Origin of the sequence: Streptomyces sp. NPDC088745 (assembly GCF_044751045.1) — a bacterium.
Classification (GTDB): Bacteria; Actinomycetota; Actinomycetes; order Streptomycetales; family Streptomycetaceae; genus Streptomyces; species Streptomyces cremeus.
In genome coordinates this window covers 674,464-699,577 of record NZ_JBIVLB010000001.1, presented here as the reverse complement: position 1 = coordinate 699,577, position 25,114 = coordinate 674,464, and the positions used below count along the sequence as shown (strand labels likewise).

The following is a 25,114-nucleotide window of genomic DNA, read 5'->3' as shown; positions in this document are numbered from 1 at the left end:
ACGGGGGCACAGCTTGGAGCGGATTCCCGGTCAGCCCGCCTCGCGTCGGGCGAGCGCACCCCGGGAGCGGGTGACCAGCGCGGCGAGCAGGGCCGCGCCGATCGGGACCACGACGATGAGCCCGCCGAGGGTCTCCCACGGGATGACGATCGGCATGTCCACCCGCGCCATGCCGCTGCCCCAGCCCATGTCCAGGCTCTCCTGGGCCAGGGACGCGTCCTTGCGGCGGTCGGAGAGCACCAGCGCGATGGCGGGCAGCAGGCCTGCGGCCGATCCCAGGACCACCCCCATGAAGGAGACCGTCCCGCACTGGAAGCCGCTGAGCGCGCGCCGCACGCGGGGCGGTGCGCCGACCGCGGCGAGGGTCTTCAGGTCGGCCTCGGCGTCGGCCTGCGCGAGCCCGGTGGCGATGCCGGCCGCGCCGATGGTGATCAGACCGGCGAACACCGTCAGGGCCAGCAGCACGATGCCGTTCTCGCTGACGTAACCGGCCTCGATGGTCACGCCCTCGTCCAGACCGATCTTGTCGATCGCCCCGTTCAGGGCCTGCGTCTGCTCGGAGCTGGGCAGCGCGGACGTCGAGAAGAGCACGCCGTAGGGGACGGTGGTGAACCCCGCGGACTTCGCGAGCGAGGGCGGGACCAGGAGCTGGAGCCCGTAGCCGTTCACGGACTTCGGCGCCAGGACCGAGGGGAGCTGGCGGACCTCGCCCGGGGGCTCCTTCTGCGCGGCCATCGCCTCGTCGGCCTTCTTGCGGTCGGTGACCAGCTTGATGCCGGTCTTGCCGTCCACGAAGGTCGTCGGGGCGAAGGAGACGGCCTTGCCCTGCCGGAGGGCGTTCACGAGGGCCGGGTCGGTGACGGCGAGCGCGGTGAGCACCTTCTCGTCACCGACGAGGACGCCGCCCTGCTGGGGTGCGCCGCCGCCCTCGGTGACCCGGCAGCGCTCGTCCTTGGAGAACGCGCGCCGCTCGGCGATGCTGAAGTCGTCGATGTTCTTGCCGGGATCGTGCAGCGGGCAGCGGTTGGCCTTCGGGATGAAGACGTCGTAGTTGCCGCACTTCGCGTCGTCGCTGTACGCGGTGCAGTTCTTGCTGCCGACCACGATGCGCTGGACGTCCGCGAGGGCGTCGAGCGGGATGTTGGCCTGGACCGCCTGGCGGACGGCGGGCACGTCGCGCCCGCCCGCCTCGTCGGTGACCGCCATGCCGCTGCCGTACGGGAGCATCGCCCGGTACTCCGCGCGCTGCTTGGCGTCGTGGCTCTCGGCGTACGTGGCCACGGCGACCGAGCCCGCGACCGCCGCCAGCACCGCCGCGACGGCGGGAGCCGTACGGCCCCGGTTGCGGATCGCGTCGCGCAGGGCGAGCCGGGGGGACAGCGGCAGCCAGCGGCCGAGCCGTCCGAAGAGGCCGACCAGCACCGGCGTGAGGGCGACGACGCCCAGCTCGGCGATGCCGCTGCCGCCCGCGACCAGGAGAACGTTGTCGCTGCTGGTCGCCCCGTACAGAGCGACCGCGACACCGGCGGCGACGGCGGCCAGCCCCAGCATCGGCAGCACCCGGTTGGCGCGGCGCACGCCGCGGCGCCCGGTGAGCGAGGCCAGCGGCGTCTGCCGGGAGGCGTTGATCGCGGGAACGATCGCGGCCAGCAGGCCGGTGAGGACGGCGACGGCGGCGATCCCCAGCAGTTCCAGGGGGCGCACGGTGAACGCGCCGAACCGCTGGCCCATGAGCCCTTCGAGGACCGGTCGCAGGGCGAGCGTGAGCAGCAGGCCCAGGACCGTGCCGACGACGGCTGCCACGAGGCCGATCACGAGGCCGCCGGACAGGACGATGGCCCGGATGTGGCGGCGGTCGCCGCCGTTGGCCCCGACCAGACCGAGCTGGCGGCGCGAGCGCCGGGCGCCGACCGCGAACGCGGGGCCGGCCAGCAGGCAGACCTCCAGCAGGGCCATGCCCACGATCGTCGCGGCGATGGTCAGCAGCTCACGGTTGCTGCCGTACTCCCGGGCCTCGCTGCTGTGGTTCTTGAAGTAGGGGACGTCGGAGACCGGCGGCGGGGAGAGGATGACCGCCCGCGATTCCACCTGGACGCCCTTGGCGTTGGCCTCCTTGACCATGTTCCACGTGAAACCTTCGCCGCCGACGGAGACGCGGTAGGCCGTGCTGCCTCCGGCGTCCGGCAGGCCCTGCGCCTTCAGCGCCTCGTTGAGCGGGGCGATGAGGGTGCCCGGCGGGGCGATGACCTGGGTGAGGTTCAGGGACTCGGGCAGCTCGTAGGAGCCGACGACGGTGAACTTCGTGTCGAGCGAGCGGGCGGTCAGTGTGGAGCCCACGGACAGGCCGCTGTCCTTGAGGAAGGCGTCGGTGGCGATCACCTCGCCCGCCTTCTCGGGGTGGCGTCCGCCGGTCAGCGTGAGGGAACCGGCGGCCATCGGGTCCGCGGCCTTGATCTCGCGGACCTCGGTGGAGAGCAGGCCGTGCGTGGTGCGCAGCCGGGCGACCGCCCGGGTGTCGACGAGCACCTTCGCGCCCGCCGGGATCGCCTTGGTGACGTCCGCCTTGCCCTCGGGCATCGGCTTGTTCTCGTACTGCTTGAAGCCGCCGACCGGCTCGGTGCCGGTGAAGCGGGGGTCCGGCGGCTGGTGGATCGGCAGGCCGCCCCAGCCCGCGTCGGTCAGGAGGGCGTCGGCCGCACCCATCTCACGGGTCAGCTTCTGGTCGGGGGTCAGTTCGGCACTGCGCAGCGTCACGTCGATGGCGCTGACGCCGAGGATCGGTACGGCGATCATCGCGAGGACGAGGATGCTGCGGCCCTTGGAGCGCCAGGCGTCACGGCGGGCGATGCGGATCGCCGCGAGCCAGGAGTGGTACCAGCCCTTCACTTGGTGCCCGCCTGCCCGCCCGTGGTGGTGGCGGCGAGGAGGGAATCGGCGTCCGTCCGTACCGTCTCGTCGACGACCGAGCCGTCGCGCAGGAAGACCACCCGGTCCGCCCAGGCGGCGAACCGCGGCTCATGGGTGACCAGGACGCCGGCGGCGCCCGCGTCGCAGCGGGTGCGCAGCAGGGCGAGGACGGACTCACCGGTCTCGGAGTCGAGGGCGCCGGTCGGCTCGTCGGCGAGGACCAGGCGGCGGTCGCCGACGAGGGCGCGGGCGATGGCCACGCGCTGCTGCTGGCCGCCGGACATCTCGTCCGGGAAGCGGTCGGCGAGGTGCGACAGGCCCATCTCCTCCAGCGCGGCGAGCGCGGAGACGCGGGCCTTGCGGGCGGATATGCCGTCGAGCTCGCGGGGCAGCGAGACGTTCTCGGCGGCGGTCAGGGCCGGGATGAGGTTGTAGTCCTGGAAGACGTAACCGATGCTGCGCCGGCGCAGCGCGGCCAGCTCCTTGCGGCTGACCTGCGTGATGTCGGTGCCTTCGACGACGACCTTGCCCGAGCTGGGGGTGTCGAGGCCGCCCGCGATGGTGAGCAGGGTGGACTTGCCGGACCCGGAGGGGCCCATCACGGCGACGAGTTCGCCGGGGAAGACGGAGAGGTTGACGCCGCGCAGGGCGTGCACCTCGGTGGCGCCGCTGCCGTGTACACGGGTCAGCTGCTCCAGTTGCAGCACGGGCTGCTGGGACTGGTCGGGCATGAGTGAGGGGTCCCCCCTGGCAGGGCCGCGCGGCACGGGGCGCCGTTCGGCGGTCGTACGGAAGTGATGGTCGCGGGCGCTCGTACGCGAGCAGCGGTGGTCCGGCGCGGTGATGTCCGGCGCGGCGGTGGATCAGCGCCGGGACGCGCGGGCGGCCCCGCTCCTGGCCGGGCGCGGTGCGGGTTCGGCCGGTGGCGGGGTGGCTCCCCGCTTGGCCGTGGCGGAGAGCCGGACGAGCCGGGACTCGGAGTGGTCGAGCCAGCGGGCCTCGGCCTCGGTCTGGAAGATCAGCTGCTCCAGTACGAGCAGCCAGGCCACGTCGTCGCGGCCCCCGGGGTCGTCCTGGAGGTCCCCGCTGCCGGACTCGACGGCGACCAGGGCCTGCGCCTTGAGCCGGGTGTAGTCCTGCATCGCCTTCAGGGTGGCGTGCCGCTGCGCCTGGATGACGGCCTGGATGTCGACACCGGGTGTGCCAACGGCCATCGCCAGCTTGATGGCCAGTTCGTCGCGGGGCGGGCTGGTGCGGTCGACGGGGCGCTCGAACCACTGGCGCAGTTCCTCGCGTCCGGCGTCGGTGATCGCGTACAGCGGGTGTCCCGCGTCGTCGTCGCCGTCGGGCGCGACCATGCCGTCGCGCTCCAGGCGGCTGAGCGTCGTGTAGACCTGTCCGACGTTCAGGGGCCAGGTGGCGCCGGTGCGGGACTCGAATTCGGTGCGCAGCTGGGAGCCGTAGCGGGGGCCCTGTTCGAGGAGGGCGAGGAGCCCGTGGCGGATGGACATACTGAGTATGTATACCGAGTATGCCCGCCGTGGCAAGCGGCCTCCGTCGGGGGTGCGCTCCGAATGGCCCGCTCCGTGTGCCCGTTTGATTGCGTTGTGTGACGCTGGGTCGGACGGTTCGGCGGTACCGGACGGGAGGCGGTCACCCGATGGCTCCAGGGGTCCGTGGGCAGGTCGTGGCGTGGGTGGCGGCGGGATTGCTGCTGGGGGGCGCGGAGACGGGACGGGCGCAGGAGGCCCCGCCGTCCGCGTCCGCGTCCGCATCCGCGCCCGTGTCCTCGCGCGAGTCCGTCGCGCCCGCACCCGTGTCCTCGGCGTCTGCCTCTGCGCCTGCGGAGCCGGCCGTCGTCTCGGCATCCGCGTCCGCGGAGCCGTCCGTGTCCGCGGAGCCGTCCGGGTCCCCCTCGCCCCCGGCGTCGATGGCCGTGACGGCCCCTGAGGCGCGGCTCGCCGGGAGGAAGGCCGCGGAGGGACGGGTCAGGCCCGGGCGCAGGGCGGAACCGGAGGTGGTGCGGCCGGTGGCGGTACGGGTGCCGGCCGGGGAGCGGGAGACGGCCCCGCGCAGGCCGTCAAGGCCACCGGGGACGCGGCCCCCGGCAGCGGAGTCACAGGCGTATGCACAGGCCAGGGCCGGAGCGACGGAGAGGTACCGGGCGGTGCCCCTGGGGGTGGGGATCGTGCTGGTGGGCCTGGGGCTGGGGTTCCTGGGGGTGCGTCTGCGGCGGCAGTGAGGAGGCGCAGACCGTCGCCCGCGGGGCCGCGGCCGCTACTGGGCGGGGTTGCCGGTGGAGACGGTGAGCTCGATGTTGGTGGCCTTGGGGTCGATCGCGGAGCCCGCGAGCGGGAACTGGTCGATGACCGTCTCCTCGCCCCACTGGTTCTCGTCGATCGGCTTCTCCCGGATCGTCCAGCCCGCGGCCTGCGCGCACTCCTTGGCCGAGCGGACGTTCTTGTAGACGAAGTTGGGCATGACGACCTTGGCGGGGTCGAGGTTGTCCTCCTTCGCCTCGCTGCACTCGGTGACCTTGATCGTCTTCGATCGGTCCGGTCCCTTGAAGCCCGCCTGTGACGTCTTCTCGGTCGGCTTGTCCTCGGGGTCGTCCTTCGGCAGCAGCGCGAAGACCACGCCGCCGATCACGGCCAGTACGACCACCACCGCGCCGATCGTCATCGGGGTGTTCTTCTTCTTGCCCGGCGCACTTCCCGGCGCTCCCCCCGGCATCGAGGGCGACGTCGGGTTCTGCGTGTACGGCGCGGGCGTCGCGTACCCGCCGGGCTGCTGCGGATATCCGTACCCGGCCTGCGGAGCCGGGGTCTGCACCGGCACCGGCGTCGCGGGACCGTAGGGGCCCGGCGTCGGCGGCTGGTACGGCGTCTGCACCCCGCTCTGCGGAGCCGCCTGCCCCGTCTGCCCGACCGGCGGGAACACCGCGGAGCCGACGCCCGAGCCCGCGCCCTGCGCGGGACCGCTGCCCGGGACGATCGAGGGAGCCGCGCCCGGCTGCAGGGACGCGAGCACGCGGTGGCACTCGTCGGCCATGGCGGCGGCGCTCGGGAAGCGCTCGTTCGGGTTCTTCCTCAGAGCCCGGGCGACGAGCGCGTCGACGGCCGGCGGCAGCGTCCGGTTGATGGCGGACGGGGCGCCCGGCTCCTCCTGGACGTGCGCGTAGGCGATCGCCAGCGCCGAGTCGGCGTCGAACGGGATCCGGCCGGTGAGCAGCTGGAACAGCATGATGCCGACCGAGTACAGGTCGGAGCGGGCGTCCACGCCGCGTCCCAGCGCCTGCTCGGGCGAGAGGTACTGCGGGGTGCCGACGACCATTCCGGTCTGGGTCATGGACGTGACGCCGGACTGCATGGCGCGGGCGATGCCGAAGTCCATCACCTTCACGACGCCGCGCTTGGTGATCATGACGTTGCCGGGCTTGATGTCGCGGTGGACCAGACCCATCTCGTGGCTGGTCTCCAGCGCCGCGAGGACGTCGGCCGTGATCTTCAGGGCCTTGTCGGCGGGCATCGCGCCGTACTGCTGGATGTCGCGGTCGAGGGCCGAGCCGAGCGGCTGCCCCTCGACGTACTCCATGACGATGTACGGCATCCGGGAGCCGCCCAGCTCGTCCTCGCCGGTGTCGAAGACCGAGACGATGTTGGTGTGCGAGAGCTTGGCCACAGCCTGGGCCTCGCGCCGGAACCGCTCGCGGAAGGCGGCTTCGCGGCCCAGTTCCGTATGCAATGTCTTGATCGCCACCTGGCGGTCCAGGGCGGCGTCGTAAGCCAGGTAGACGGAGGCCATGCCCCCCTCGCCGAGCAGGTCCCGAAGCTGGTACCGGCCACCTGCCACGGAGCCACCCGCGTACCGGCCCTGCGTGCCGTCCTGGCTCATGACTGTGCTTCCCCCTCGGCCGCGGTGGACCCGCGTCGGACCGGCGCTCGCTGGTGCGGAGACAATGCGGAGAGAATCCGCGATCATCCCTCATTACGGGCCAAGTCTGCCCGAGGGCACTGACACGTCAAGCGAGGTGCCCGTTCCGTGACCGTACGGGAGAAGAAGAGTCTCGGAAGCGTTATCCGCGCGACCCCGAAGGGTGGGTAATTTGCACGGGTACAGGCGCAACGGTTTTGATGGCAGGTCCATCTGATAGCAGAGGGGCCACGCATGAGGCTGTAGCGTGACGTGGCGGAGAACCCTGTGAACCACCGCGACGCGGGCTTACGAACCGTCGGTTTTCGGACCGTACGGACCCGCGGGCGCGGACAGATGATGACGGCGAGGACTGATGGCACCCGAACCCGAGGACACCGGCGGTGGAGTGTCTGACCTGCCGGAATCGTTCGGTATGGGCGGACTTGTCGGCGATGGTCGCTACCGGCTGACCCATCGTCTCGGCCGCGGCGGCATGGCCGAGGTCTTCGCCGCGGAGGACGTACGGCTGGGCCGCACGGTCGCGGTGAAGCTGCTGCGCTCCGACCTGGCGGAGGACCCCGTCGCCAAGGCGCGCTTCACGCGTGAGGCGCAGTCGGTCGCCGGCCTCAACCACCACGCCGTGGTGGCCGTGTACGACTCCGGCGAGGACCGCATCAACGGCAACCTCGTCCCGTACATCGTGATGGAGCTCGTCGAGGGCAACACCATCCGCGACCTGCTGCTCAACGCCGAGGCCCCGGGCCCCGAGCAGGCGCTGATCATCGTCTCCGGCGTGCTGGAGGCCCTCGCGTACAGCCACCAGCACGGCATCGTGCACCGCGACATCAAGCCCGCGAACGTGATCATCACGCACGGTGGCGCGGTCAAGGTGATGGACTTCGGCATCGCGCGCGCCCTGCACGGGGTGCAGTCGACGATGACGCAGACCGGCATGGTCATGGGCACCCCGCAGTACCTCTCCCCGGAGCAGGCGCTCGGCAAGGCCGTCGACCACCGCAGCGACCTGTACGCCACCGGCTGCCTGCTGTACGAGCTCCTCGCCCTGCGGCCCCCCTTCATGGGCGAGACGCCGCTGTCGGTGGTCTACCAGCACGTCCAGGACCTGCCGGTGCCGCCGTCCGAGATGTCGGACGTGGCGCCGCCGGAACTCGACGGCCTGGCCATGCGCGCCCTCGCGAAGGACCCGGACGACCGGTTCCAGAGCGCCGAGGAGATGCGCGGTCTCGTCCAGTACGGCCTCCAGATGCTCCAGCAGCAGGGCAGCCACACGGGCACCTGGAACACCGGCCCGGTCGAGATGCACGAGTCGGGCTACACCCCGGCGCACGGCGTCGCGGCGACGGCCGCCATGGGACACCCGGCGCACGGAGACACCTCGCAGTTCCGGCCGGGCGGCGCGATGCTGCCGCCGCAGAACCCGCACGACGGGGCGTACGACGCCGACTACGACGACCGTCCCAGCCGCGCCAAGATCTGGATCATCGCGGTGATCGCGCTCCTGGCGATCGCGGGCGGTGTGGCGGCCGCGAACGGCGTGTTCACAAACGATGACCCCAGTGGGAAGCCGACCCACACCCCGACCGTCAAGAGCACCCCCGGACAGACCCCGTCCGACGACGAGTCGCCCACGGATGAGGACTCCTCCGGCGGCAACAGCCAGAGCAACAGCTCCTCGACCTCGACCACCGGGGGCAACCCGCCGCCGCCGGTCAACAAGCCCTCCAAGACGAAGTCCAAGGACCCGACGAAGGCGCCGACGAAGGACCCGACGAAGCCCCCGACCGGCAACGGGGGCAATGACGCGGGCGGCGCCCCCGGCGGCACTCCGGGCGGTGACGACGGCGGCACTCCCAACGGCGGCACCCCCAACGGCGGTACGCCGGGCGGCGGTACGCCGGGCGGTGACGATGGCGGCACTCCCAACGGCGGCACGCCCAACGGCGGTACACCGGGCGGAGACGACAACGGCACCCCCGGCGGCACTCCCGGCGGCGGTACGCCGGGCGGCACCCCCGGCGGCGCACCGGGCGGCGCGGGCGCGGTCCAGGGCACGGACCCGGCCGGCAAGACCACGTAACCGGACCCGCTCTCACCCCGCGAAGGCGTCCAGCACGGCTTCGTACTCCTCGGTCCACCAGACCGCCAGGGCCGACGCCGCAGGAAACTGCGGGTCGGCCCTTCGGTCGTGCAACTGGTAGCGCCAGCGCAGTATCCAGAAGTCGTTCAGCCGCTCCCACCACACCCGGTGCACGGCCGCCGCCAGCTCCGCCTCCCCGGCCCCCGTGGTGCGCCGGTAGGCCCGTGCGTACGCGCGGGTCTTCGTCAGCTCCAGCTCCCCGTCGGGCCGTACGAAGAAGATGGCGGCCGCACGGACCGCCTCCTCGGCGCGGGGCTGCACCGCGAGCCGGTCCCAGTCGACGATGGCCGCGGGCTCCGCGCCCCGGTAGAGCAGGTTCAGCGGGTGGAAGTCGCCGTGCACCCAGCCGGCGGTGGGCTCGGCCCCGGCGGGCGGGCGGCGGTGAGCGTGCCGCTCCAGGAGCGTGCGGCGCTCCAGGAGGCGGTGTTCGGCCAGACCGTCGAAGGCGTCCCGGGGACGACTCGTGCGGGCCAGCAGGAGCAGTTCCTCGATGGTCTCGAAGCTGTCGCGGGGGTCGGCGCTCAGTTCCTCGCCGTCCCGGCCCGCCGCGGACTCCATGACCTGGGCCAGGCAGGTGTGCACGACGCCCAGGAGGGCGCCCAGGCGCAGCGACTCGGCCTCAGTGAGCTGGGCGCCGTCGCGGTGGCTGCCGTCGACCCAGGGGTGCAGGGCGTAGCAGCGCCCCTCGACCACCGCGACGGTGTCGCCTTCGGTGGTCGGAAGGGGCGGAGCGACGGGGACGCCGAGGGCGGCCAGGCGCTGGGTGGCACCGTGCTGGCGGGCGATGGCGGCGTGGTCGCCGTCCAGGTGGTGCTTGAGGAAGTAGACGCCGCGGGTGGTGGTCAGCCGGAAACCGTGGTTCAGCAGACCTTGGGCGACGGGCTCGCAGGACACCGGCTCGCCCAGGAACGCGTACCGGCGCAGCAGGCCGCCGAGGGGCGGAACGGGCGCCGATGTTTCACGTGAAACGGCGACCGGTCCGGCGATGTCGGCAGACTCGGCAGGTTCTGCGGATACAGATGAGCGCGGCACCCGGCAGATGGTAGATCACGGGCGGTCAGGTGGTCTCACCCTGTGTGCTGGAGGCTTCGCTCGCGGACGTCGCGCAGGGTGTGGACCAGGAAGAACTGCGGGTCGATCCGCATGTGGACGGGATCGAAGGGCTCACCCTCGACCTCCTGCGGCCCTGGTCCGAACAGCTCCCGCTCGGCCTCGGTCGGCTCGATCACACGGGCCTCGCCGGTGGCCTGCACGGACCACAGCGACTGCTCGCCGGAGTTGAAGTTGTCGGTCTCGTACGCCACGACGCTGCCGTTGCACGCCTGGTGGTAGCCGTAACCGGCGTGCATCCGCAGCAGGACCGCGCCGTCGGTCACCACATGCCGGGCGACGGCGAGGAACGGCAGCGCACGCATGCTGGTGGCGACCCGGCCGTACGGAACGGAGGTCAGCAGCTGCATCGCGCGGAAGCGCTCGGAAGTGGGCATGGCTTCACTGTGCGCGATGCAGCAGGCCGGCCAAAAGAGACCTAGGTCCCGAGAAAAGTCACAAAGCGCCTGATCAGCGGGGTCTCCAGTGGTGCTTTCCGCCAGGTCAGCGGCGCTCTTCGGCCTGCATGCGGGCGACATAGGCGGCGGCCTGCGAACGGCGCTCCATGCCCAGCTTGGAGAGCAGACTGGAGACGTAGTTCTTGATCGTCTTCTCGGCGAGGTGGAGGCGCTCGCCGATCACGCGGTTGGTGAGGCCCTCGCCGATCAGGTCGAGGATCTTGCGCTCCTGCTCGGTGAGGTTGGCCAGGCGCTGGTCGCCCTTGGCGTTGTTGCCGGCCCGCAGCCGCTCCAGGACGCGGGCGGTCGCCACCGGGTCGAGGAGGGACTTGCCGGCGGCCACGTCCCGGACGGCCGACAGGAGTTCACTGCCGCGGATGGCCTTGAGGACATAGCCGGACGCACCGGCCATGATCGCGTCGAAAAGGGCCTCGTCGTCGGCGAACGAGGTGAGCATCAGACATTTGATGTCCTCGTTCTGCGAACGAACTTCGCGGCAGACCTCCACTCCGCTCCCGTCCGGCAGCCGGACGTCCAGGACGGCGACATCGGGACGGGTCGCAGGGATCCTGACCAGGGCGTCTGCCGCTGTGCCCGCTTCGCCGACGACCTCGATGTCGTCCTCGACGGAGAGCAATTCATGGACGCCCCGCCTGACGACTTCGTGGTCATCAAGAAGGAAAACAGTAATTTTGCCTGATTCGCGCACGCCGCCATCCTCACATACGAAGTCTTCCCGTGCCCGAGGTGACCGGGATAACGTTCCCCTGTTCCGGCGGCCCGCAAGGCTCTGACCAGTGATTGTTCCCGCATTCCTCGATTTACTTGGAAATCCAAGCAAAATCGCAGGTCAAATGGGGTTTCGCAGTTATGCGAAGCACTGGGTAACGTTCTTTTGACAGGGCGCTCGCCGGGGCACCTGTCACGCCCTGTCCCGGCCGAGCCGCACCCACCCCGTGCGCGGGTACGGATTCAGGGCGAGCCGCACTGGTTTCCCGGCAGACCCCGGGGGCCGGACCGACGGAGGAGCACGCACGTGACCGTGGAGAGCACTGCCGCGCGTAAACCGCGACGCAGCAGCGGAGCAGGCACCAAGCGCGCCAGCGCCAAGAAGACGACCCCCGCACCGGCCGCCGGCGAGCCGCAGCTCGTCCAGCTGCTGACGCCCGAGGGCGAGCGGGTCACGCACCCGGACTACGAGATCGACCTGTCGGCCGACGAGCTGCGCGGGCTGTACCGGGACATGGTCCTCACCCGCCGCTTCGACGCCGAGGCGACCTCGCTCCAGCGCCAGGGCGAGCTGGGCCTGTGGGCCTCGCTGCTCGGCCAGGAGGCCGCGCAGATCGGCTCGGGCCGCGCGCTGCGGGACGACGACTACGTCTTCCCGACCTACCGCGAGCACGGTGTCGCCTGGTGCCGAGGGGTGGACCCGACGAACCTGCTGGGCATGTTCCGCGGCGTGAACCACGGCGGCTGGGACCCCAACAGCAACAACTTCCACCTGTACACGATCGTCATCGGCTCGCAGACCCTGCACGCCACCGGCTACGCCATGGGCGTGGCCAAGGACGGCGCGGACTCCGCCGTGATCGCGTACTTCGGCGACGGCGCGTCCTCGCAGGGCGACGTGGCCGAGTCGTTCACCTTCTCCGCGGTCTACAACGCCCCGGTGGTCTTCTTCTGCCAGAACAACCAGTGGGCGATCTCCGAGCCCACCGAGAAGCAGATGCGGGTGCCGCTCTACCAGCGTGCCCAGGGCTTCGGCTTCCCCGGCGTCCGCGTCGACGGCAACGACGTCCTGGCCTGTCTCGCCGTCACGAAGTCCGCCCTGGAGCGGGCCCGCCGCGGCGAAGGACCCACGCTGGTCGAGGCGTTCACCTACCGCATGGGCGCGCACACCACCTCCGACGACCCGACGAAGTACCGGGCCGACGAGGAGCGCGAGGCATGGGAGGCGAAGGACCCGATCCTGCGCGTGCGCACGTACTTGGAGAAGGAGGGCCTCGCCGACGCCGCCTTCTTCGAGGAGCTGGAGGCCGAGAGCGAGACCCTCGGCAAGCGGGTCCGCGAGGCCGTGCGCGCCATGCCCGACCCCGACACCATGGCGATCTTCGAGAACGTCTACGCGGACGGGCACGCGCTCGTCGACGAGGAGCGCGCCCAGTTCGCCGCCTACCAGGCGTCGTTCGCCGAGGAGGGCAAGTAAGCCATGGCAGTCAAGAAGCTTCCGATCGCCAAGGCGATCAACGAGTCGCTCCGCACCGCGCTGGAGAACGACCCCAAGGTCCTCGTCATGGGCGAGGACGTCGGCAAGCTCGGCGGCGTCTTCCGGGTCACCGACGGTCTGTTCAAGGACTTCGGCGAGGGCCGGATCATCGACACCCCGCTCGCCGAGTCGGGCATCGTCGGCACCGCGATCGGCCTCGCCCTGCGCGGCTACCGGCCCGTCGTGGAGATCCAGTTCGACGGTTTCGTCTTCCCGGCGTACGACCAGATCGTCACGCAGCTCGCGAAGATGCACGCCCGCTCGCTCGGCAAGATCAAGCTGCCGGTCGTCGTGCGCATCCCCTACGGCGGCGGCATCGGCGCGGTCGAGCACCACAGCGAGTCGCCCGAGGCCCTGTTCGCGCACGTCGCGGGCCTGAAGGTGGTCTCCCCCTCCAACGCGTCCGACGCGTACTGGATGATGCAGCAGGCCGTCCAGGGCGACGACCCGGTGATCTTCTTCGAGCCGAAGCGCCGTTACTGGGACAAGGGCGAGGTCGACACGGAGGCCGTCCCCGCGCCACTGCACCGGGCCGAGGTCGCCCGCGAGGGCACGGACCTCACGCTGGTCGCGTACGGGCCGATGGTGAAGGTCTGCGTCGAGGCGGCGGCCGCCGCCGCCGAGGAGGGCAAGTCGGTGGAGGTCGTGGACCTGCGCTCGATGTCCCCGATCGACTTCGACGCCATCCAGACCTCGGTCGAGAAGACCCGCCGCCTGGTCGTCGTGCACGAGGCACCGGTGTTCTACGGCGCGGGCGCGGAGATCGCCGCCCGCATCACCGAGCGCTGCTTCTACCACCTGGAGGCACCGGTGCTGAGGGTCGGCGGATACCACGCCCCGTATCCGCCGGCGCGCCTGGAGGAGGAGTACCTGCCGGGTCTGGACCGGGTGCTCGACGCCGTCGACCGCTCGCTCGCGTACTGAAGGGGCCGACTGACATGACACAGACGCAGAACGCTGCCCGCTACCGCGAGTTCAAGCTGCCCGATGTGGGCGAGGGCCTCACGGAGGCCGAGATCCTCAAGTGGTACGTCCAGCCCGGTGACACCGTCACCGACGGGCAGGTCGTGTGCGAGGTCGAGACGGCGAAGGCGGCTGTCGAGCTGCCCATCCCGTACGACGGCGTGGTGCACGAGCTCCGCTTCGAGGAGGGCGTGACGGTCGACGTCGGCACGTCGATCATCGTGGTCGACGTGGCGCCGGGTACTGCCGCTCCGGCCGAGCCGGTCGCCGCTCCCGCTCCCGCGTCCGTGGCGGAGCCGGCGGAGGACGAGGCGCCCAAGGGCCGTCAGCCGGTCCTGGTCGGGTACGGCGTCGCCGAGTCCTCGACCAAGCGCCGGGCCCGCAAGACGGACACGTCCGCACCCGAGAAGGCGGCCTACTCGGCCTCCGTGCAGGCCGAGTTGAACGGCACCTCCACCTCGGTCCAGGCCGTCGAGGAGCGCACGCGCCCCCTCGCCAAGCCGCCGGTCCGCAAGCTGGCCAAGGACCTGGGCATCGACCTCGCGACGGTCACGCCGACCGGTGCGAACGGCGTCATCACGCGGGAGGACGTCCACGCGGCGGCCGCCCCGGCCGCCGCGCCGGATGTTTCACGTGAAACGGTCACCGAGGCACCGGCCGCCCCGGCCGCCCCGGTGGACCTCGCCGGAACCGGCGCGTCCGCGCCCGCCTCCCGCGAAAAGGTCACCCCCATCAAGGGCGTCCGCAAGGCCACCGCGGCCGCCATGGTGAAGAGCGCCTTCACCGCACCGCACGTCACTGAGTTCATCACCCTCGACGTGACGCGCACGATGAAGCTGGTCGCGGAACTCAAGGCGGACCCCGACAAGTACGGCATGGCGGGGCTGCGGATCAACCCGCTCCTGCTCATCGCCAAGGCCCTCCTCGTCGCCATCAGGCGCAACCCGGAGGTCAACGCCACCTGGGACGAGGAGAACCAGGTGATCGTGCAGAAGGAGTACGTGAACCTGGGCATCGCCGCGGCCACCCCGCGCGGTCTGATCGTCCCGAACATCAAGGACGCCCAGGCCAAGACCCTGCCCGAACTGGCGTCCGCCCTGGCCGACCTGGTGTCGGTCGCCCGCGAGGGCAAGACCTCCCCGGCAGCCATGCAGGGCGGCACGGTGACCATCACCAACGTCGGCGTCTTCGGCGTCGACACCGGCACCCCGATCCTGAACCCGGGCGAGTCCGCGATCCTCGCGGTCGGCGCCATCAAGCTCCAGCCCTGGGTCCACAAGGGCAAGGTCAAGGCCCGCCAGGTCACCACGCTGGCCCTGTCCTTCGACCACCGGGTGGTCGACGGCGAGCTCGGGTCCAAGGTCCTGGCCGACACGGCGGCGGTCCTGGAGCACCCGAAGCGCCTGATCACCTGGGCGTAACCGCAGCTCCCAGAGGGGCCCGTCCGCATCGCGGACGGGCCTTTCTCTTGCACACCTGTTGTATCTAAGCTGTGCGCATGCCTGCCGCACCCCCCGCCGCCGAACGTGTATACGACCACATCAAGAGGGGGGTGCTCGACCGCAGCTACGAAGGCGGGACGCTCCTCACCGAGGGCCATCTCGCCGAGGCCGTGGGCGTCTCCCGCACTCCGGTGCGCGAGGCGCTGCTGCGTCTTGAGGTCGAGGGGCTCATCAAGCTCTACCCGAAGAAGGGCGCCCTGGTCCTCGCGGTCTCCGCGCAGGAGATCGCGGACGTGGTGGAGACCCGGCTGCTGGTCGAGGAGTTCGCGGTGCGCAAGGCGATTCCCGCCTCGCCCCGGCTGCTCACCCGCCTCGAAGAGCTGCTCGCCGAGCAGCAGCAGCGGGCGGTCGCGGGCGACCTGGCGGAGGTCGCCGTCACCGACCGCTGCTTCCACGCCGAGATCGTCCGCAACGCCGGGAACAAGATCCTCTCCCGCCTCTACGACCAGATGCGCGACCGGCAACTGCGGATGGGCGTCGCCGTGATGGAGGCCCACCCGGACCGCATCGCGCTCAATATCGCCGAGCACGCCGAGATGCTGGACGCCCTCCGGGCCGGCGACCCGGAAGCCGCGGCTGCCTGCGTACGCCGCCATGTCAGCCGGGTGAAGACCCTGGTCAGGGGGGACGACCGATGAAGCCCGCAGCCCGCGTCGTGCACGGCGACCCGCCCGGCGGCCGCAAGGCGGTCGCCGTGTGGTCGATCGGCGTCGCCGTCTACTTCGTCGCCGTCATCTTCCGCACCAGCCTGGGCGTCGCCGGCCTGGACGCCGCCGACCGCTTTCAGGTCAACGCCTCCGCGCTGTCCACCTTCTCGATACTCCAACTGCTCGTGTACGCGGGCATGCAGATACCCGTCGGCCTCCTGGTCGACCGGCTCGGCACCAAGAAGGTGCTGCTCATCGGCGCGGCACTGTTCACGCTCGGCCAACTGGGCTTCGCGCTCTCGCCGACGTACGGCATGGCGCTGCTCTCCCGCGCGCTGCTCGGCTGCGGCGACGCGATGACCTTCATCAGCGTGCTGCGGCTGGGCACCCGCTGGTTCCCGGCCCGGCGCGGGCCGATGATCGCGCAGGTCGCCGCCCTGTTCGGGATGGCGGGCAACCTCGTCTCGACGCTGGTGATCGCGCGGTCCCTGCACGGGTACGGCTGGACGGCGACCTTCGTCGGCAGTGCGGCGGCCGGGGTGGCCGTCCTCGTGCTGACGCTGCTGTTCCTCAAGGACCACCCCGAGGGCCACGAGCCGCCGCGTCCTGCGAAGGCCGGACCCTCGTTCGTACGTGAGCAGATCGCGGCCGCCTGGCGGGAGCCCGGCACCCGGCTCGGGATGTGGGTGCACTTCACCACCCAGTTCCCGGCGATGGTCTTCCTGCTGCTGTGGGGGATGCCGTTCCTGGTGGAGGCACAGGGCATGTCGCGGGCGGCGGCCGGAGAGCTGCTGACGCTGGTGGTCCTCTCCAACATGGCCATCGGGCTCGTGTACGGCCAGGTCATCGGCCGGCACCACGCGGCGCGGGTTCCGCTGGCGCTCGGCACGGTGGCGGCGACCGCCCTCCTGTGGGGCGCCACGATCGCCTATCCCGGGGAGCACGTGCCGGGGTGGCTGCTGGTGACCCTGTGCGTGGTGCTCGGGGCGTGCGGGCCCGCCTCGATGATCGGCTTCGACTTCGCGCGGCCCGCGAATCCGCCGGAGCGGCAGGGCACGGCCTCGGGCATCGTGAACATGGGCGGCTTCATCGCCTCCATGACCACCCTGTTCGCGGTGGGCGTGCTCCTGGACGCGACCGGCGACAACTACCGGATCGCGTTCGCCTCGGTGTTCGTGCTGGAGGCGGTGGGGCTGACCCAGATCCTGCGGCTGCGCACGCGGACCGCACGGCGGGAGCGGGAGCACCTGGTGGCGAGCAGGGTCGAAGCCGTGCACGTACCGGTGTGACGGCCCTGCTCCGGGCGGTGTTCCACGGGAAACGACCCGCATGTGACGCCGGACGGCCGGTGTTCCACGTGAAACACCGCTACGGGGTGACCGCGAAGTTCCGCAGGATCTCGTGGGCCAGGTCCTCGTCGCCCTCGATCTTCACGAGGTCGGCCACCGTCGCGTGCCGCACGCGACCGCAGGCCAGCCGGTAGTACGTCTCCCAGTCCAGGGCGATCGTCACGAGCGGGCCCAGCGAGGGGGTGCCGTCGATGGTGCCGAGGCCCTGGGCGTCGACGCGGACCGTGCGCAGGAACTCGACCGGTCCGTGCACGTCGAAGACGACCGCCGAGTTGGGTGGTGCGCCCGCGTCCTTGGCGACGACTTTGGGCAGGGCGTTCAGCAGGAAGTCCCGGGCGACGTAGGCGCCGGGGGAGTCCAGGTTGCCGGGCTGCCGGAAGGTGGTGCGCAGGTCCTGCTCGTGCACCCACACGTCGAACGCCCGCATGCGCAGCGCCGTTTCCAGGGGGATCTCGCGGCCGGAGAGCGGCGAGCGGACCAGGGTGTCGGGCGAGCGGGTCTCGTTCCGCAACTGCCGGTTGCGTCGGATGATCGTGTACTCCAGCTCCGAGGTCATCTCCGGCGCGGTGTGGTGGCGGCGGACGTCGACCTGCACCTCCAGATAGCGGGCGATGTCGGAGGTGATGTGGAAGAGGTCGCTGGGCAGCGAGTGGATCGGGCGGGGGTCGCCCAGCATCTCGCACTCCGCGCCGATGACGTGGGAGACGAGGTCGCGCACCGACCAGCCGGGGCAGGGCGTGCGGCGGTTCCACTCGCCCTCGACGAGCGGCTTCACCAGCTCGGATATCGCCTCTATGGAGTGCGTCCAGGCGTCGGCGTAGGTTTGCAGGGCGGGATGGTGGACGGTCACGGGACCCCTCGGGCGGTTCAGTGGCGGCGGCGCGGACGGTGCGGCTGGGTTGCCGTGCGTGCGTGCGGGCAGGTGCGGTCTGGGTGGCGGACTTGGACGCTAAGTTACGCTGCCCGGAGGCACCCCGGCAGTGCTTTCGTGTGACGATCGTAGGCCCGTGTTGACGGCTCGAATGCCAGGACGGTGGTAGTGTGCGCGCCTCTCTGCTCCAGATCGACGTAAACGACGATGAATCGGTCAATTCCCGTCGGGAGCGGGTCGCTTCACTGGTGCGGGCGCAGCAGGACAGCGACCTGGTGGTGCTTCCCGAGCTCTGGCCGACCGGTGCGTGGGCGTACGAGGGCTTCGCCGAGGAGGCGGAACCGCTGGAGGGCCCGACGTACGAGGTGATGGCGAAGGCCGCGCGGGACGCCGGGGTCTGGCTGCACGCCGGGTCGTTCGTCGAGCGCGATCCCGAAGGCCCTCTCTTCAACACCTCCCTGGTCTTCTCCCCCGAGGGCGAACTCGCCGCCGTCTACCGGAAGATCCACCGCTTCGGCTTCGACGAGGGCGAGGCGGCGTTGATGGCGGCGGGCGGCGAGCTGGTCTCCGTACGCACGCCTGGACTGTGCCTGGGGCTCGCCACCTGTTACGACCTGCGCTTCCCCGAGCTGTTCCGGGGACTCCTCGACGCGGGGGCCACCGCCTTCGTGATCCCCGCAGGATGGCCCGCCAAGCGGCGCGGGCACTGGACGCTGCTGGCCAGGGCCCGGGCCGTGGAGAACCAGGCGTACGTCCTGGCCTGCGGCACCGCTGGGACGCACGGCGGTGTCGAGCAGGCCGGGCACAGCATCGTGGTCGACCCGTGGGGCGAGGTGCTGGCCGAGGCGGGGCCCGGGGAAGAGGTGCTCGTGGTCGAGCTGGAACCGGGGCGTCCCGAGGCCACCAGGGAGCAGTTCCCGGCGCTGAAGGACCGGCTCCTGGGGCTCGCCGCACCCCGTCGCTGAGGCGGCCGGCGCGCCGCCGGGCGCCAGGGGCCGAGGTGTGCCGCGGGGGCTGGGGCCCGGCAGCCCCTTTGCTGTTCGGGTGCCCTTGAGGCGTCCCCGCTCAGTCCCCTTCCCGCTCCTTCTCCGCCATCCGGATCACACACACGGCGACGGCGATGAGCAGCGGCGCGTCCGCGTCCTCACGCACGACGTTGACCGCGTACGTGTCGCGCACCCGGAACCACTTGCGCGAGATGTGCGCCAGCAGCTCCCCGTCGTACTCCACGGCGAACTCGCGGTCGAGCACCCGCCCGCTGACGTCCAGTTCGGTGCCCTCGTTCAGCGTGACCCGGTAGTGGTTGCGGATCAGCGACAGCCGCTTCTTGCGCACGGTCGCCAGGGGCTCCCCGTCCCGCTCCAGCGTCATGGCGTCCCGCAGGCTGAGCATCTTCTCCCTGAGCGTGATCAGCACGCGGCCGCTCGGGTCCTTGATCTCCAGGGTGTCGCGCAGCCGGAGCGCCTTGCCGTCGACGAGGAAGGCGTGCCGCCCGTTCTCGTCCTCGATCCAGTAGTCGTCACCGATGGAGAAGAGCTTGTCGCGTACGAGGAATTTCATGCCATGACGGATACCCGCCCCGGTGACACCCTCACGCCTTCGGCGCGTGGACTTGCCGGGTGTACGCCCGGGCCGGCTCGCCCAGGAGGGTCGTCGTACCCGTCGGAGTGAAGCCGGTGCGGGTCAGGACCTGGTGGGAGGCGGTGTTGTCCAGCGTGGTCGCCGCATTGAGGGTGTGCAGGCCGTAGCGGGTGGCGGCGAGTGAGCAGAGGTCGAGGACGGCGGCGGTGGCCAGCCCGCGGCCGGTGGCCTTCTCGGCGAGGCGGTAACCCACGTCGGCGGTCCCGTCGTGGAGGTCGACCAGGTTGAACCGGCCGAGGATCTCGCCGGTGATCTCGTCCACGAGGACGTGGAAGGCGATCGTGCCGGTGGCCTGTTCGTCGAGGAGGGCCTGGTGGCGGGCCTCGAACTCGGCGAAGTAGGCATCGCCCCGGTCAGGAATGGCTGCGGCGAAGAACGCCCGGTTCTCGCGCTCGAAGGCAAGGAGGGCGGGAGCGTGATCGGCGCGCAGGAGCTGGAGTGCGGGCATGGGGGCAGCCTAGGACGCGGAGCGGACTCCAACTTGGCTTTTTTCGGCGAGGGTTCGGGCCCGCCCGCCATGTTTCACGTGAAACACGACGGGCGGTGTTTCACGTGAAACGTCAGGGGGTGCGAAAGGCGGTGAGGCCGGGTTCCAGCTCCAGGCCGGTCCAGGGGACGAGGCCCGCCTTCTCCAGGACGCGGAGGGAGGCGGGGTTGTCCAGCGAGACCTTCGCGAAGACCACCTCGGTGCCCGGCATGGTCAGCGCGTGCACGATCATCGCGCGGGCGGCCTCGGTGGCGTACCCCAGACCCTGGTGGGACGGCGCGACCCCGTAACCGAACTCGACCGTGCCGTCGGGCTGCTGTGAGAACAGGCCTATCGCCCCGACGACCCGGCCGCTTTCGCGCTCGATCATCTGGCGGTGCCCGTACGCGCCGTACCAGCCGGGGTGCTTCTCGAAGAGCCCCGCGAGGGCCTTGTCGCCCTCGGCGGGGAAGTCCTCGGCCCAGTGCGGGAGGCGCTTCCCGGCGATCACCGCGTCGATCTCCTCGGGGGTCCAGGCGCGGAGGACGAGGCGCTGGGTGGTCAGGTCAGGGATGACGGGCAAGGGGACTCCTCGGCGTGAAGCGGATGTGGGGTGGTGCGGTGCGGTGCGGGGGTCACACCGGCGAGCGGCGGACGGTGATGCTGCCCATCGTCGTGTACGCCCGTACCTCGACGGCCTCCTCGGCATCGCCGGGGCCCGCCGAGTCCGTCAGGTCCGTGTAGACCCTGCCCATGGTCGACTTGACGTCCAGCCAGGCCGCGGAGCCCTCGCGGATGCCGATCTCGATGTTGCCCGCCGACGTCTCGACGGTGGTTTTGTCGCGGACGACCTCGTCGATGCGGACGCTCCCGTTGGCGGAGCGCGAGGTGACGGAGGAGTGGGCGCGGCCGACCACCACCTGGCCGTTCGCGATGCGCAGGGTCAGGGCGCCGGCCACGTCGTCGACGCGGGTGTTGCCGTTGGAGTTCTTGACGTCGCAGGCACCGCCGACCCGGCCGGCCCGGATCTCGCCGGAACCCGTGGTGAAGGCGGCATCGCCCTCGACGCGGTCGGCGGTGACGGCGCCGTGGGTGGAGAGGTCGACGGAGTCCGCGTGGGCGACACGGAGGTCGCCGACCGAGGCCTTGATCCGCACCTCGCCGAGGTGTCCCCGGCAGTCGAAGTCACCGACCGCGCTCCTGCCGTCCAGACTGGAGCCCGTGGGCAGCTCGACATCCACGGTGATCGAGGGCGATCTGCCGAACAGGCTGCGGGTCCTGGGGGCACGGACCCGCAGGAAGCCGCCCGCACACTCCACCCGGGTCTGCGCGGCGGCCTTCACGTCGCCGGTGTTGGCGCTGTCGCTGGGCCGAACCGTCACGACGGTGTCGTTCCGGTCGGTGGCGGTGACCCGTACCGTGCCCACCTCGACGTGCACCGTGGCGGCGACGGGAGCGGCGGTGTCGAAGCGGTGGGGGTGCGGCTGGTCGGTGGCGCTGGCTTTCGGCATGGCAGTCCCGTCCCTGATGGCGGTGGTGGTCTTCGGGCGAGGGCGCTGACGGGCTTCCCGGGCAGCACCGGAGGGCTCCTAGCGGACCCACCCCGTGAAGCTCTGCCGTCCGCGGCCCGCCCCCGGGTCCTGTGGGCTCCGGCCGCCTCCGGTGCCGGGATCGACGGCCGCGCCCACGGCCCGTACCAGCCAGGCGTTGAGGGACAGGCCCTCGCGGGATGCCGCGTCCTCGGCCCGGGTCTTGAGGTGCGTGGGCAGCCGCAGGTTGATCCGGGCGGTGCCGCCGTCGTCGGCCTCCGGGGGCAGCACGGGAGCCGGGGGCGCGGACGGAGCGCTCGGCTCGGACGGCGCGCCCGGCGCCGGGGTCACCACGAAGGACGGGTCGAGCCCCCGCAGCCGTACGTCCACCGAGCCGGGGGCCAGTTCGCGGGTCACTTCGCCCATGGCGTCGGACAGCACGTTCAGCAGGGCGAGGCGGGCGGCCGACTCCAGCGGTGCGGTGAGCCGTTCGGCGAGGACACGGGCGTCCTCGCCGCCGGCCTCGGCGGCCACCGCGAGCTCACGGCGGAGGGTGTCGACGTACGGGGAGAGATCCATGACGCCATGATGGCTTCACCCTGGTGCCACAGCAAGGCCGGTCATGGCTCCGTGGATGCTCCCGCGGAAGTGCCTGCACGGTGCCGTGACCGTGCTTCCGTGCGGCGGTGGCACCCTTGTCCCATGACTGCCGCTGATGCCGCCGCGAACTCCGCCCCCCACCGTGCCCGTGCCCGCGTACGCGCCCCCGAGCTCGTCGGCAAGGGCGGCTGGCTCAACACGGGCGGCAAGGACCTGACCCTCGCCGACCTGCGCGGACGCATCGTCATCCTCGACTTCTGGACCTTCTGCTGCATCAACTGCCTGCACGTCCTGGACGAGCTGCGCGAGCTGGAGCAGCGGCACAGCGACACCACGGTGATCATCGGCGTGCACTCGCCGAAGTTCGTCCACGAGGCCGAGCACCAGGCCGTCGTCGACGCCACCGAGCGCTACCAGGTCCACCACCCCGTCCTCGACGACCCCGAGCTGGCCACCTGGAAGCAGTACGCGGTCCGCGCCTGGCCGACCCTCGTCGTGATCGACCCCGAGGGATACGTCGTCGCCCAGCACGCCGGCGAGGGCCACGCGCACGCCATCGAGCGCCTGGTCACCGAGCTGGAGGCCGAGCACGAGGCCAAGGGCACGCTGCGCCGGGGCGACGGACCGTACGTCGAGCCGGAGCCCGTCGCCACCGACCTGCGCTTCCCCGGCAAGGCCCTGGTCCTGCCCGGCAGCGGCAACCTCCTCGTCTCGGACACCACCCGCGACCAGCTCGTGGAGCTGGCTCCCGACGGCGAGAGCGTGCTGCGCCGCATCGACGGGGACTTCAACGAGCCGCAGGGCCTCGCCCTCCTCCCCGACGGCCGGGTGATCGTCGCCGACACGGTCAACCACCGGCTCAAGGTGTACGACGCCGAGACCGGCGAGGTCGGCGTCGTCGCGGGCACCGGCAAGCAGTGGTGGCAGGGCGAGCCGACGAGCGGGCCCGCGCTCGACGTGTCGCTCTCCTCCCCGTGGGACGTCGCCTGGTGGCGCGGCGAGGTGTGGATCGCCATGGCGGGCGTCCACCAGCTGTGGGCGTACGACCCCGAAGCGGGCACCGTCCGCGTCGCCGCCGGAACGACCAACGAGGGCCTGGTCGACGGCCCGGCCGCCGAGGCCTGGTTCGCCCAGCCGTCCGGCCTCGCCGCCACCGAGGAGCGGCTCTGGGTCGCCGACTCCGAGACCTCCGCGCTGCGCTGGGTGGACACGCAGGACGTCGTCCACACGGCCGTCGGCACGGGCCTCTTCGACTTCGGGCACCGGGACGGCGACGCCGGACAGGCGCTGCTCCAGCACCCGCTGGGCGTCACCGCGCTGCCCGACGGCTCGGTCGCGCTCAGTGACACCTACAACCACGCCCTGCGCCGCTACGAGCCCGCGACGGGACAGGTCACCACCCTCGCCACGGACCTGCGCGAGCCCAGCGACGCCGTGCTCGTCGGGGACGACATCGTCGTCGTGGAGTCCGCCCGCCACCGGCTGACCCGGCTGCGGCTCCCCGACGAGGCGGTACGGGTGGAGGCCGTCGCGCACCGTACGCAGCGGGCGGCGACGGACGTCGCGCCGGGCACGCTCCGGCTGGACGTGGTCTTCCAGGCGCCCGGCGGCCAGAAGCTGGACACCCGGTACGGTCCCTCGACCCGGCTGCTGGTCTCGGCCACTCCGCCCGAGCTGATCGCCGAAGGCGAGGGCACGGGCACCGACCTCGCACGTGAGATCCGGCTGAACCCGGAGGTCACCGAGGGCGTGCTGCACGTCTCCGCGATGGCCGCCTCCTGCGACGACGACCCGGCGAACGAGTACCCGGCCTGTCACGTCCACCAGCAGGACTGGGGCGTTCCGGTGCGGGTCGTCGACGGCGGGGAGACGCGGCTGGCGCTCGTCCTGGCGGGGCTGGACGGCTGAGGCGCGAGGAGTGCCGGGCGTGCCCTCCGGTGCGCGGGCGGCCCGGCGCGGTCAACGGGGAGGGCCTGGGCTGTTCCTGTCGAAGGCCCTGAACCCTCCCACCTCCGCCTGGCCGGGGCACAGCACCAGCCGTGCCCGGCCCTTCCCGCCCGGCCCGACGATCGGCGCGGAGCGCGACACGGGCCCGTCGGCCAGGGCGACCGTCGCGGTGCCGTCGGCGGCGGGGCCGCACTCGTCGCAGTGGCGGCGGCCCTTCGGCCTGAGCACGGTGTAGTACAGCGGCGCCGCGGCCTCCCCGCCGGGTTTCAGCACGACGCGCGGGGCCCGTGGTTCCGGGCGGTTCACGGCGATCGTCGCATCGCTCGGGGCGATCCTGACGTGCACGTACGGTGCGCGGTCCAGCAGGCACGGCCGGGGCCCGGTGCCGGTGACGACGACCTTTGCGACCCGGAACACCGCCCGGTCGCCGCGGCGCGACGGCGGCACCTCCACCCGGAAGGCCACCTCGTCCGTCGTGCAGTCGTCCAGTCCCTCGACGGCCGCCGGTCCGGCGGGCCCGGACGCCGCTTTCAGCACCCGGTGCGGCGCTGTTTCACGTGAAACATCGGTGCAGCCGACGGCCCCCAGGACCAGCGCCACCACCGCCCCCAGGCGCGCCCGGTCCCGGGTACGGCGGTCGTCGCGTCGGCGCATCGTGCAGGTCCCCCCGGGCTGGTGAACAGGGGGCGGAGCCCCGGCGGCCCGCGCGTCCGGCCGGGCCGTCCGGCACGACCTCGTGCCGCGTCCCCCTCGGGGACGAGCCTGACGGCAGCCGTTATCGCCCGGCTAACGTTCCGCTGTCGCAC

At 71.7% G+C, this 25,114-nt stretch carries 22 protein-coding genes; 8 read left to right on the top strand and 14 right to left on the bottom strand.

Going from position 1 to position 25,114, the window contains the following annotated elements; all coding sequences use genetic code 11:
• Positions 1 to 30 precede the first annotated feature (30 nt).
• The 4 genes from ACIP93_RS03180 to ACIP93_RS03165 all read right to left on the bottom strand — a co-directional run bounded on the left by ACIP93_RS03180 (position 31) and on the right by ACIP93_RS03165 (position 6,801).
• Positions 31 to 2,886 carry an FtsX-like permease family protein gene (locus tag ACIP93_RS03180; protein ID WP_401755069.1) on the bottom strand — a complete coding sequence of 952 codons (2,856 nt, stop codon included), beginning with the start codon at positions 2,884 to 2,886 and terminating at the stop codon, positions 31 to 33.
• On the bottom strand, positions 2,883 to 3,638 hold the full coding sequence (locus ACIP93_RS03175) for an ABC transporter ATP-binding protein (protein WP_345221032.1): 756 nt from the start codon (positions 3,636 to 3,638) through the stop codon (positions 2,883 to 2,885). The genes ACIP93_RS03180 and ACIP93_RS03175 overlap by 4 nt, the downstream gene beginning before the upstream one ends.
• Before the next feature lie 132 nt (positions 3,639 to 3,770).
• A complete protein-coding gene (locus ACIP93_RS03170; RefSeq protein WP_345221034.1) occupies positions 3,771 to 4,418 on the bottom strand; it encodes a PadR family transcriptional regulator in 648 nt (215 codons plus the stop codon).
• A gap of 766 nt (positions 4,419 to 5,184) precedes the next feature.
• A complete protein-coding gene (locus ACIP93_RS03165) occupies positions 5,185 to 6,801 on the bottom strand; it encodes a protein kinase (RefSeq protein WP_401755064.1) in 1,617 nt (538 codons plus the stop codon).
• A 394-nt stretch (positions 6,802 to 7,195) separates the two neighbouring features.
• On the opposite strand from ACIP93_RS03165, the gene ACIP93_RS03160 reads away from it, so the two are divergent.
• Complete coding sequence (locus ACIP93_RS03160; protein ID WP_401755061.1) at positions 7,196 to 8,920, top strand: protein kinase; 1,725 nt, start codon at positions 7,196 to 7,198, stop codon at positions 8,918 to 8,920.
• 12 nt (positions 8,921 to 8,932) lie between these two features.
• On the opposite strand, the gene ACIP93_RS03155 is transcribed toward ACIP93_RS03160, so the two are convergent.
• The 3 genes from ACIP93_RS03155 to ACIP93_RS03145 all read right to left on the bottom strand — a co-directional run bounded on the left by ACIP93_RS03155 (position 8,933) and on the right by ACIP93_RS03145 (position 11,236).
• Positions 8,933 to 10,012 (bottom strand): phosphotransferase, encoded by a 1,080-nt coding sequence (locus tag ACIP93_RS03155; RefSeq protein WP_401755058.1) that lies wholly within the window; start codon positions 10,010 to 10,012, stop codon positions 8,933 to 8,935.
• Positions 10,013 to 10,047: 35 nt separating this feature from the next.
• Positions 10,048 to 10,467 (bottom strand): pyridoxamine 5'-phosphate oxidase family protein, encoded by a 420-nt coding sequence (locus tag ACIP93_RS03150; RefSeq protein WP_345221039.1) that lies wholly within the window; start codon positions 10,465 to 10,467, stop codon positions 10,048 to 10,050.
• 106 nt (positions 10,468 to 10,573) lie between these two features.
• Entirely contained in the window at positions 10,574 to 11,236 is a 663-nt protein-coding gene (locus ACIP93_RS03145; RefSeq protein WP_345221041.1) for a response regulator transcription factor, read from the bottom strand.
• A 327-nt stretch (positions 11,237 to 11,563) separates the two neighbouring features.
• Here ACIP93_RS03145 and pdhA point away from each other — a divergent pair, with 327 nt between their 5' ends.
• The 5 genes from pdhA to ACIP93_RS03120 all read left to right on the top strand — a co-directional run bounded on the left by pdhA (position 11,564) and on the right by ACIP93_RS03120 (position 17,194).
• Entirely contained in the window at positions 11,564 to 12,733 is a 1,170-nt protein-coding gene (gene pdhA / locus ACIP93_RS03140) for a pyruvate dehydrogenase (acetyl-transferring) E1 component subunit alpha (protein ID WP_345221043.1), read from the top strand.
• Between the two features lie 3 nt (positions 12,734 to 12,736).
• A complete protein-coding gene (locus tag ACIP93_RS03135; protein ID WP_401755053.1) occupies positions 12,737 to 13,717 on the top strand; it encodes an alpha-ketoacid dehydrogenase subunit beta in 981 nt (326 codons plus the stop codon).
• A 14-nt stretch (positions 13,718 to 13,731) separates the two neighbouring features.
• A complete protein-coding gene (locus tag ACIP93_RS03130) occupies positions 13,732 to 15,177 on the top strand; it encodes a dihydrolipoamide acetyltransferase family protein (protein ID WP_401755050.1) in 1,446 nt (481 codons plus the stop codon).
• Between the two features lie 77 nt (positions 15,178 to 15,254).
• Positions 15,255 to 15,896: a GntR family transcriptional regulator gene (locus ACIP93_RS03125; RefSeq protein ID WP_401755047.1), complete on the top strand. Its 642-nt coding sequence runs from the start codon at positions 15,255 to 15,257 to the stop codon at positions 15,894 to 15,896.
• On the top strand, positions 15,893 to 17,194 hold the full coding sequence (locus ACIP93_RS03120; protein WP_401755044.1) for a nitrate/nitrite transporter: 1,302 nt from the start codon (positions 15,893 to 15,895) through the stop codon (positions 17,192 to 17,194). The genes ACIP93_RS03125 and ACIP93_RS03120 overlap by 4 nt, the downstream gene beginning before the upstream one ends.
• 79 nt (positions 17,195 to 17,273) lie before the next feature.
• On the opposite strand, the gene ACIP93_RS03115 is transcribed toward ACIP93_RS03120, so the two are convergent.
• Positions 17,274 to 18,104, bottom strand: coding sequence for a maleylpyruvate isomerase family mycothiol-dependent enzyme (locus tag ACIP93_RS03115; protein ID WP_401755041.1), 831 nt, complete (start codon positions 18,102 to 18,104; stop codon positions 17,274 to 17,276).
• A 191-nt stretch (positions 18,105 to 18,295) separates the two neighbouring features.
• Between ACIP93_RS03115 and ACIP93_RS03110 the strand changes: the two genes are divergently transcribed.
• Positions 18,296 to 19,090 carry a carbon-nitrogen family hydrolase gene (locus ACIP93_RS03110; protein WP_345221055.1) on the top strand — a complete coding sequence of 265 codons (795 nt, stop codon included), beginning with the start codon at positions 18,296 to 18,298 and terminating at the stop codon, positions 19,088 to 19,090.
• A gap of 100 nt (positions 19,091 to 19,190) precedes the next feature.
• Here ACIP93_RS03110 and ACIP93_RS03105 read toward each other — a convergent pair whose 3' ends face one another.
• The 5 genes from ACIP93_RS03105 to ACIP93_RS03085 form a co-directional block, all read right to left on the bottom strand.
• Positions 19,191 to 19,685: an LURP-one-related family protein gene (locus tag ACIP93_RS03105; RefSeq protein ID WP_345221058.1), complete on the bottom strand. Its 495-nt coding sequence runs from the start codon at positions 19,683 to 19,685 to the stop codon at positions 19,191 to 19,193.
• A 31-nt stretch (positions 19,686 to 19,716) separates the two neighbouring features.
• A complete protein-coding gene (locus ACIP93_RS03100; protein WP_401755036.1) occupies positions 19,717 to 20,214 on the bottom strand; it encodes a GNAT family N-acetyltransferase in 498 nt (165 codons plus the stop codon).
• A 112-nt stretch (positions 20,215 to 20,326) separates the two neighbouring features.
• Complete coding sequence (locus ACIP93_RS03095; protein ID WP_401755033.1) at positions 20,327 to 20,815, bottom strand: GNAT family N-acetyltransferase; 489 nt, start codon at positions 20,813 to 20,815, stop codon at positions 20,327 to 20,329.
• Between the two features lie 52 nt (positions 20,816 to 20,867).
• The gene (locus tag ACIP93_RS03090; RefSeq protein ID WP_401755030.1) at positions 20,868 to 21,743 is read right to left on the bottom strand and encodes a DUF4097 family beta strand repeat-containing protein; all 876 of its coding nucleotides are present in this window, start codon (positions 21,741 to 21,743) and stop codon (positions 20,868 to 20,870) included.
• 78 nt (positions 21,744 to 21,821) lie between these two features.
• A complete protein-coding gene (locus ACIP93_RS03085; RefSeq protein WP_345221066.1) occupies positions 21,822 to 22,340 on the bottom strand; it encodes a hypothetical protein in 519 nt (172 codons plus the stop codon).
• A gap of 123 nt (positions 22,341 to 22,463) precedes the next feature.
• Between ACIP93_RS03085 and ACIP93_RS03080 the strand changes: the two genes are divergently transcribed.
• Positions 22,464 to 24,269, top strand: a complete 1,806-nt coding sequence (locus ACIP93_RS03080; RefSeq protein WP_345221068.1) for an NHL domain-containing thioredoxin family protein — start codon at positions 22,464 to 22,466, stop codon at positions 24,267 to 24,269.
• Positions 24,270 to 24,320: 51 nt separating this feature from the next.
• On the opposite strand, the gene ACIP93_RS03075 is transcribed toward ACIP93_RS03080, so the two are convergent.
• On the bottom strand, positions 24,321 to 24,962 hold the full coding sequence (locus tag ACIP93_RS03075) for a DUF4232 domain-containing protein (RefSeq protein ID WP_401755027.1): 642 nt from the start codon (positions 24,960 to 24,962) through the stop codon (positions 24,321 to 24,323).
• Positions 24,963 to 25,114: the final 152 nt, after the last annotated feature.

Excerpts from the sequence above, each read along its gene's own strand:
- ACIP93_RS03175 (WP_345221032.1), bottom strand. The coding sequence starts at position 3,638 with ATGCCCGACCAGTCCCAGCAGCCCGTGCTGCAACTGGAGCAGCTGACC.
- ACIP93_RS03170 (WP_345221034.1), bottom strand. The coding sequence starts at position 4,418 with ATGTCCATCCGCCACGGGCTCCTCGCCCTCCTCGAACAGGGCCCCCGC.
- ACIP93_RS03165 (WP_401755064.1), bottom strand. The coding sequence starts at position 6,801 with ATGAGCCAGGACGGCACGCAGGGCCGGTACGCGGGTGGCTCCGTGGCA.
- ACIP93_RS03160 (WP_401755061.1), top strand. The coding sequence starts at position 7,196 with ATGGCACCCGAACCCGAGGACACCGGCGGTGGAGTGTCTGACCTGCCG.
- ACIP93_RS03150 (WP_345221039.1), bottom strand. The coding sequence starts at position 10,467 with ATGCCCACTTCCGAGCGCTTCCGCGCGATGCAGCTGCTGACCTCCGTT.
- ACIP93_RS03135 (WP_401755053.1), top strand. The coding sequence starts at position 12,737 with ATGGCAGTCAAGAAGCTTCCGATCGCCAAGGCGATCAACGAGTCGCTC.
- ACIP93_RS03130 (WP_401755050.1), top strand. The coding sequence starts at position 13,732 with ATGACACAGACGCAGAACGCTGCCCGCTACCGCGAGTTCAAGCTGCCC.
- ACIP93_RS03125 (WP_401755047.1), top strand. The coding sequence starts at position 15,255 with ATGCCTGCCGCACCCCCCGCCGCCGAACGTGTATACGACCACATCAAG.
- ACIP93_RS03120 (WP_401755044.1), top strand. The coding sequence starts at position 15,893 with ATGAAGCCCGCAGCCCGCGTCGTGCACGGCGACCCGCCCGGCGGCCGC.
- ACIP93_RS03105 (WP_345221058.1), bottom strand. The coding sequence starts at position 19,685 with ATGAAATTCCTCGTACGCGACAAGCTCTTCTCCATCGGTGACGACTAC.
- ACIP93_RS03100 (WP_401755036.1), bottom strand. The coding sequence starts at position 20,214 with ATGCCCGCACTCCAGCTCCTGCGCGCCGATCACGCTCCCGCCCTCCTT.
- ACIP93_RS03090 (WP_401755030.1), bottom strand. The coding sequence starts at position 21,743 with ATGCCGAAAGCCAGCGCCACCGACCAGCCGCACCCCCACCGCTTCGAC.
- ACIP93_RS03085 (WP_345221066.1), bottom strand. The coding sequence starts at position 22,340 with ATGGATCTCTCCCCGTACGTCGACACCCTCCGCCGTGAGCTCGCGGTG.
- ACIP93_RS03080 (WP_345221068.1), top strand. The coding sequence starts at position 22,464 with ATGACTGCCGCTGATGCCGCCGCGAACTCCGCCCCCCACCGTGCCCGT.
- ACIP93_RS03075 (WP_401755027.1), bottom strand. The coding sequence starts at position 24,962 with ATGCGCCGACGCGACGACCGCCGTACCCGGGACCGGGCGCGCCTGGGG.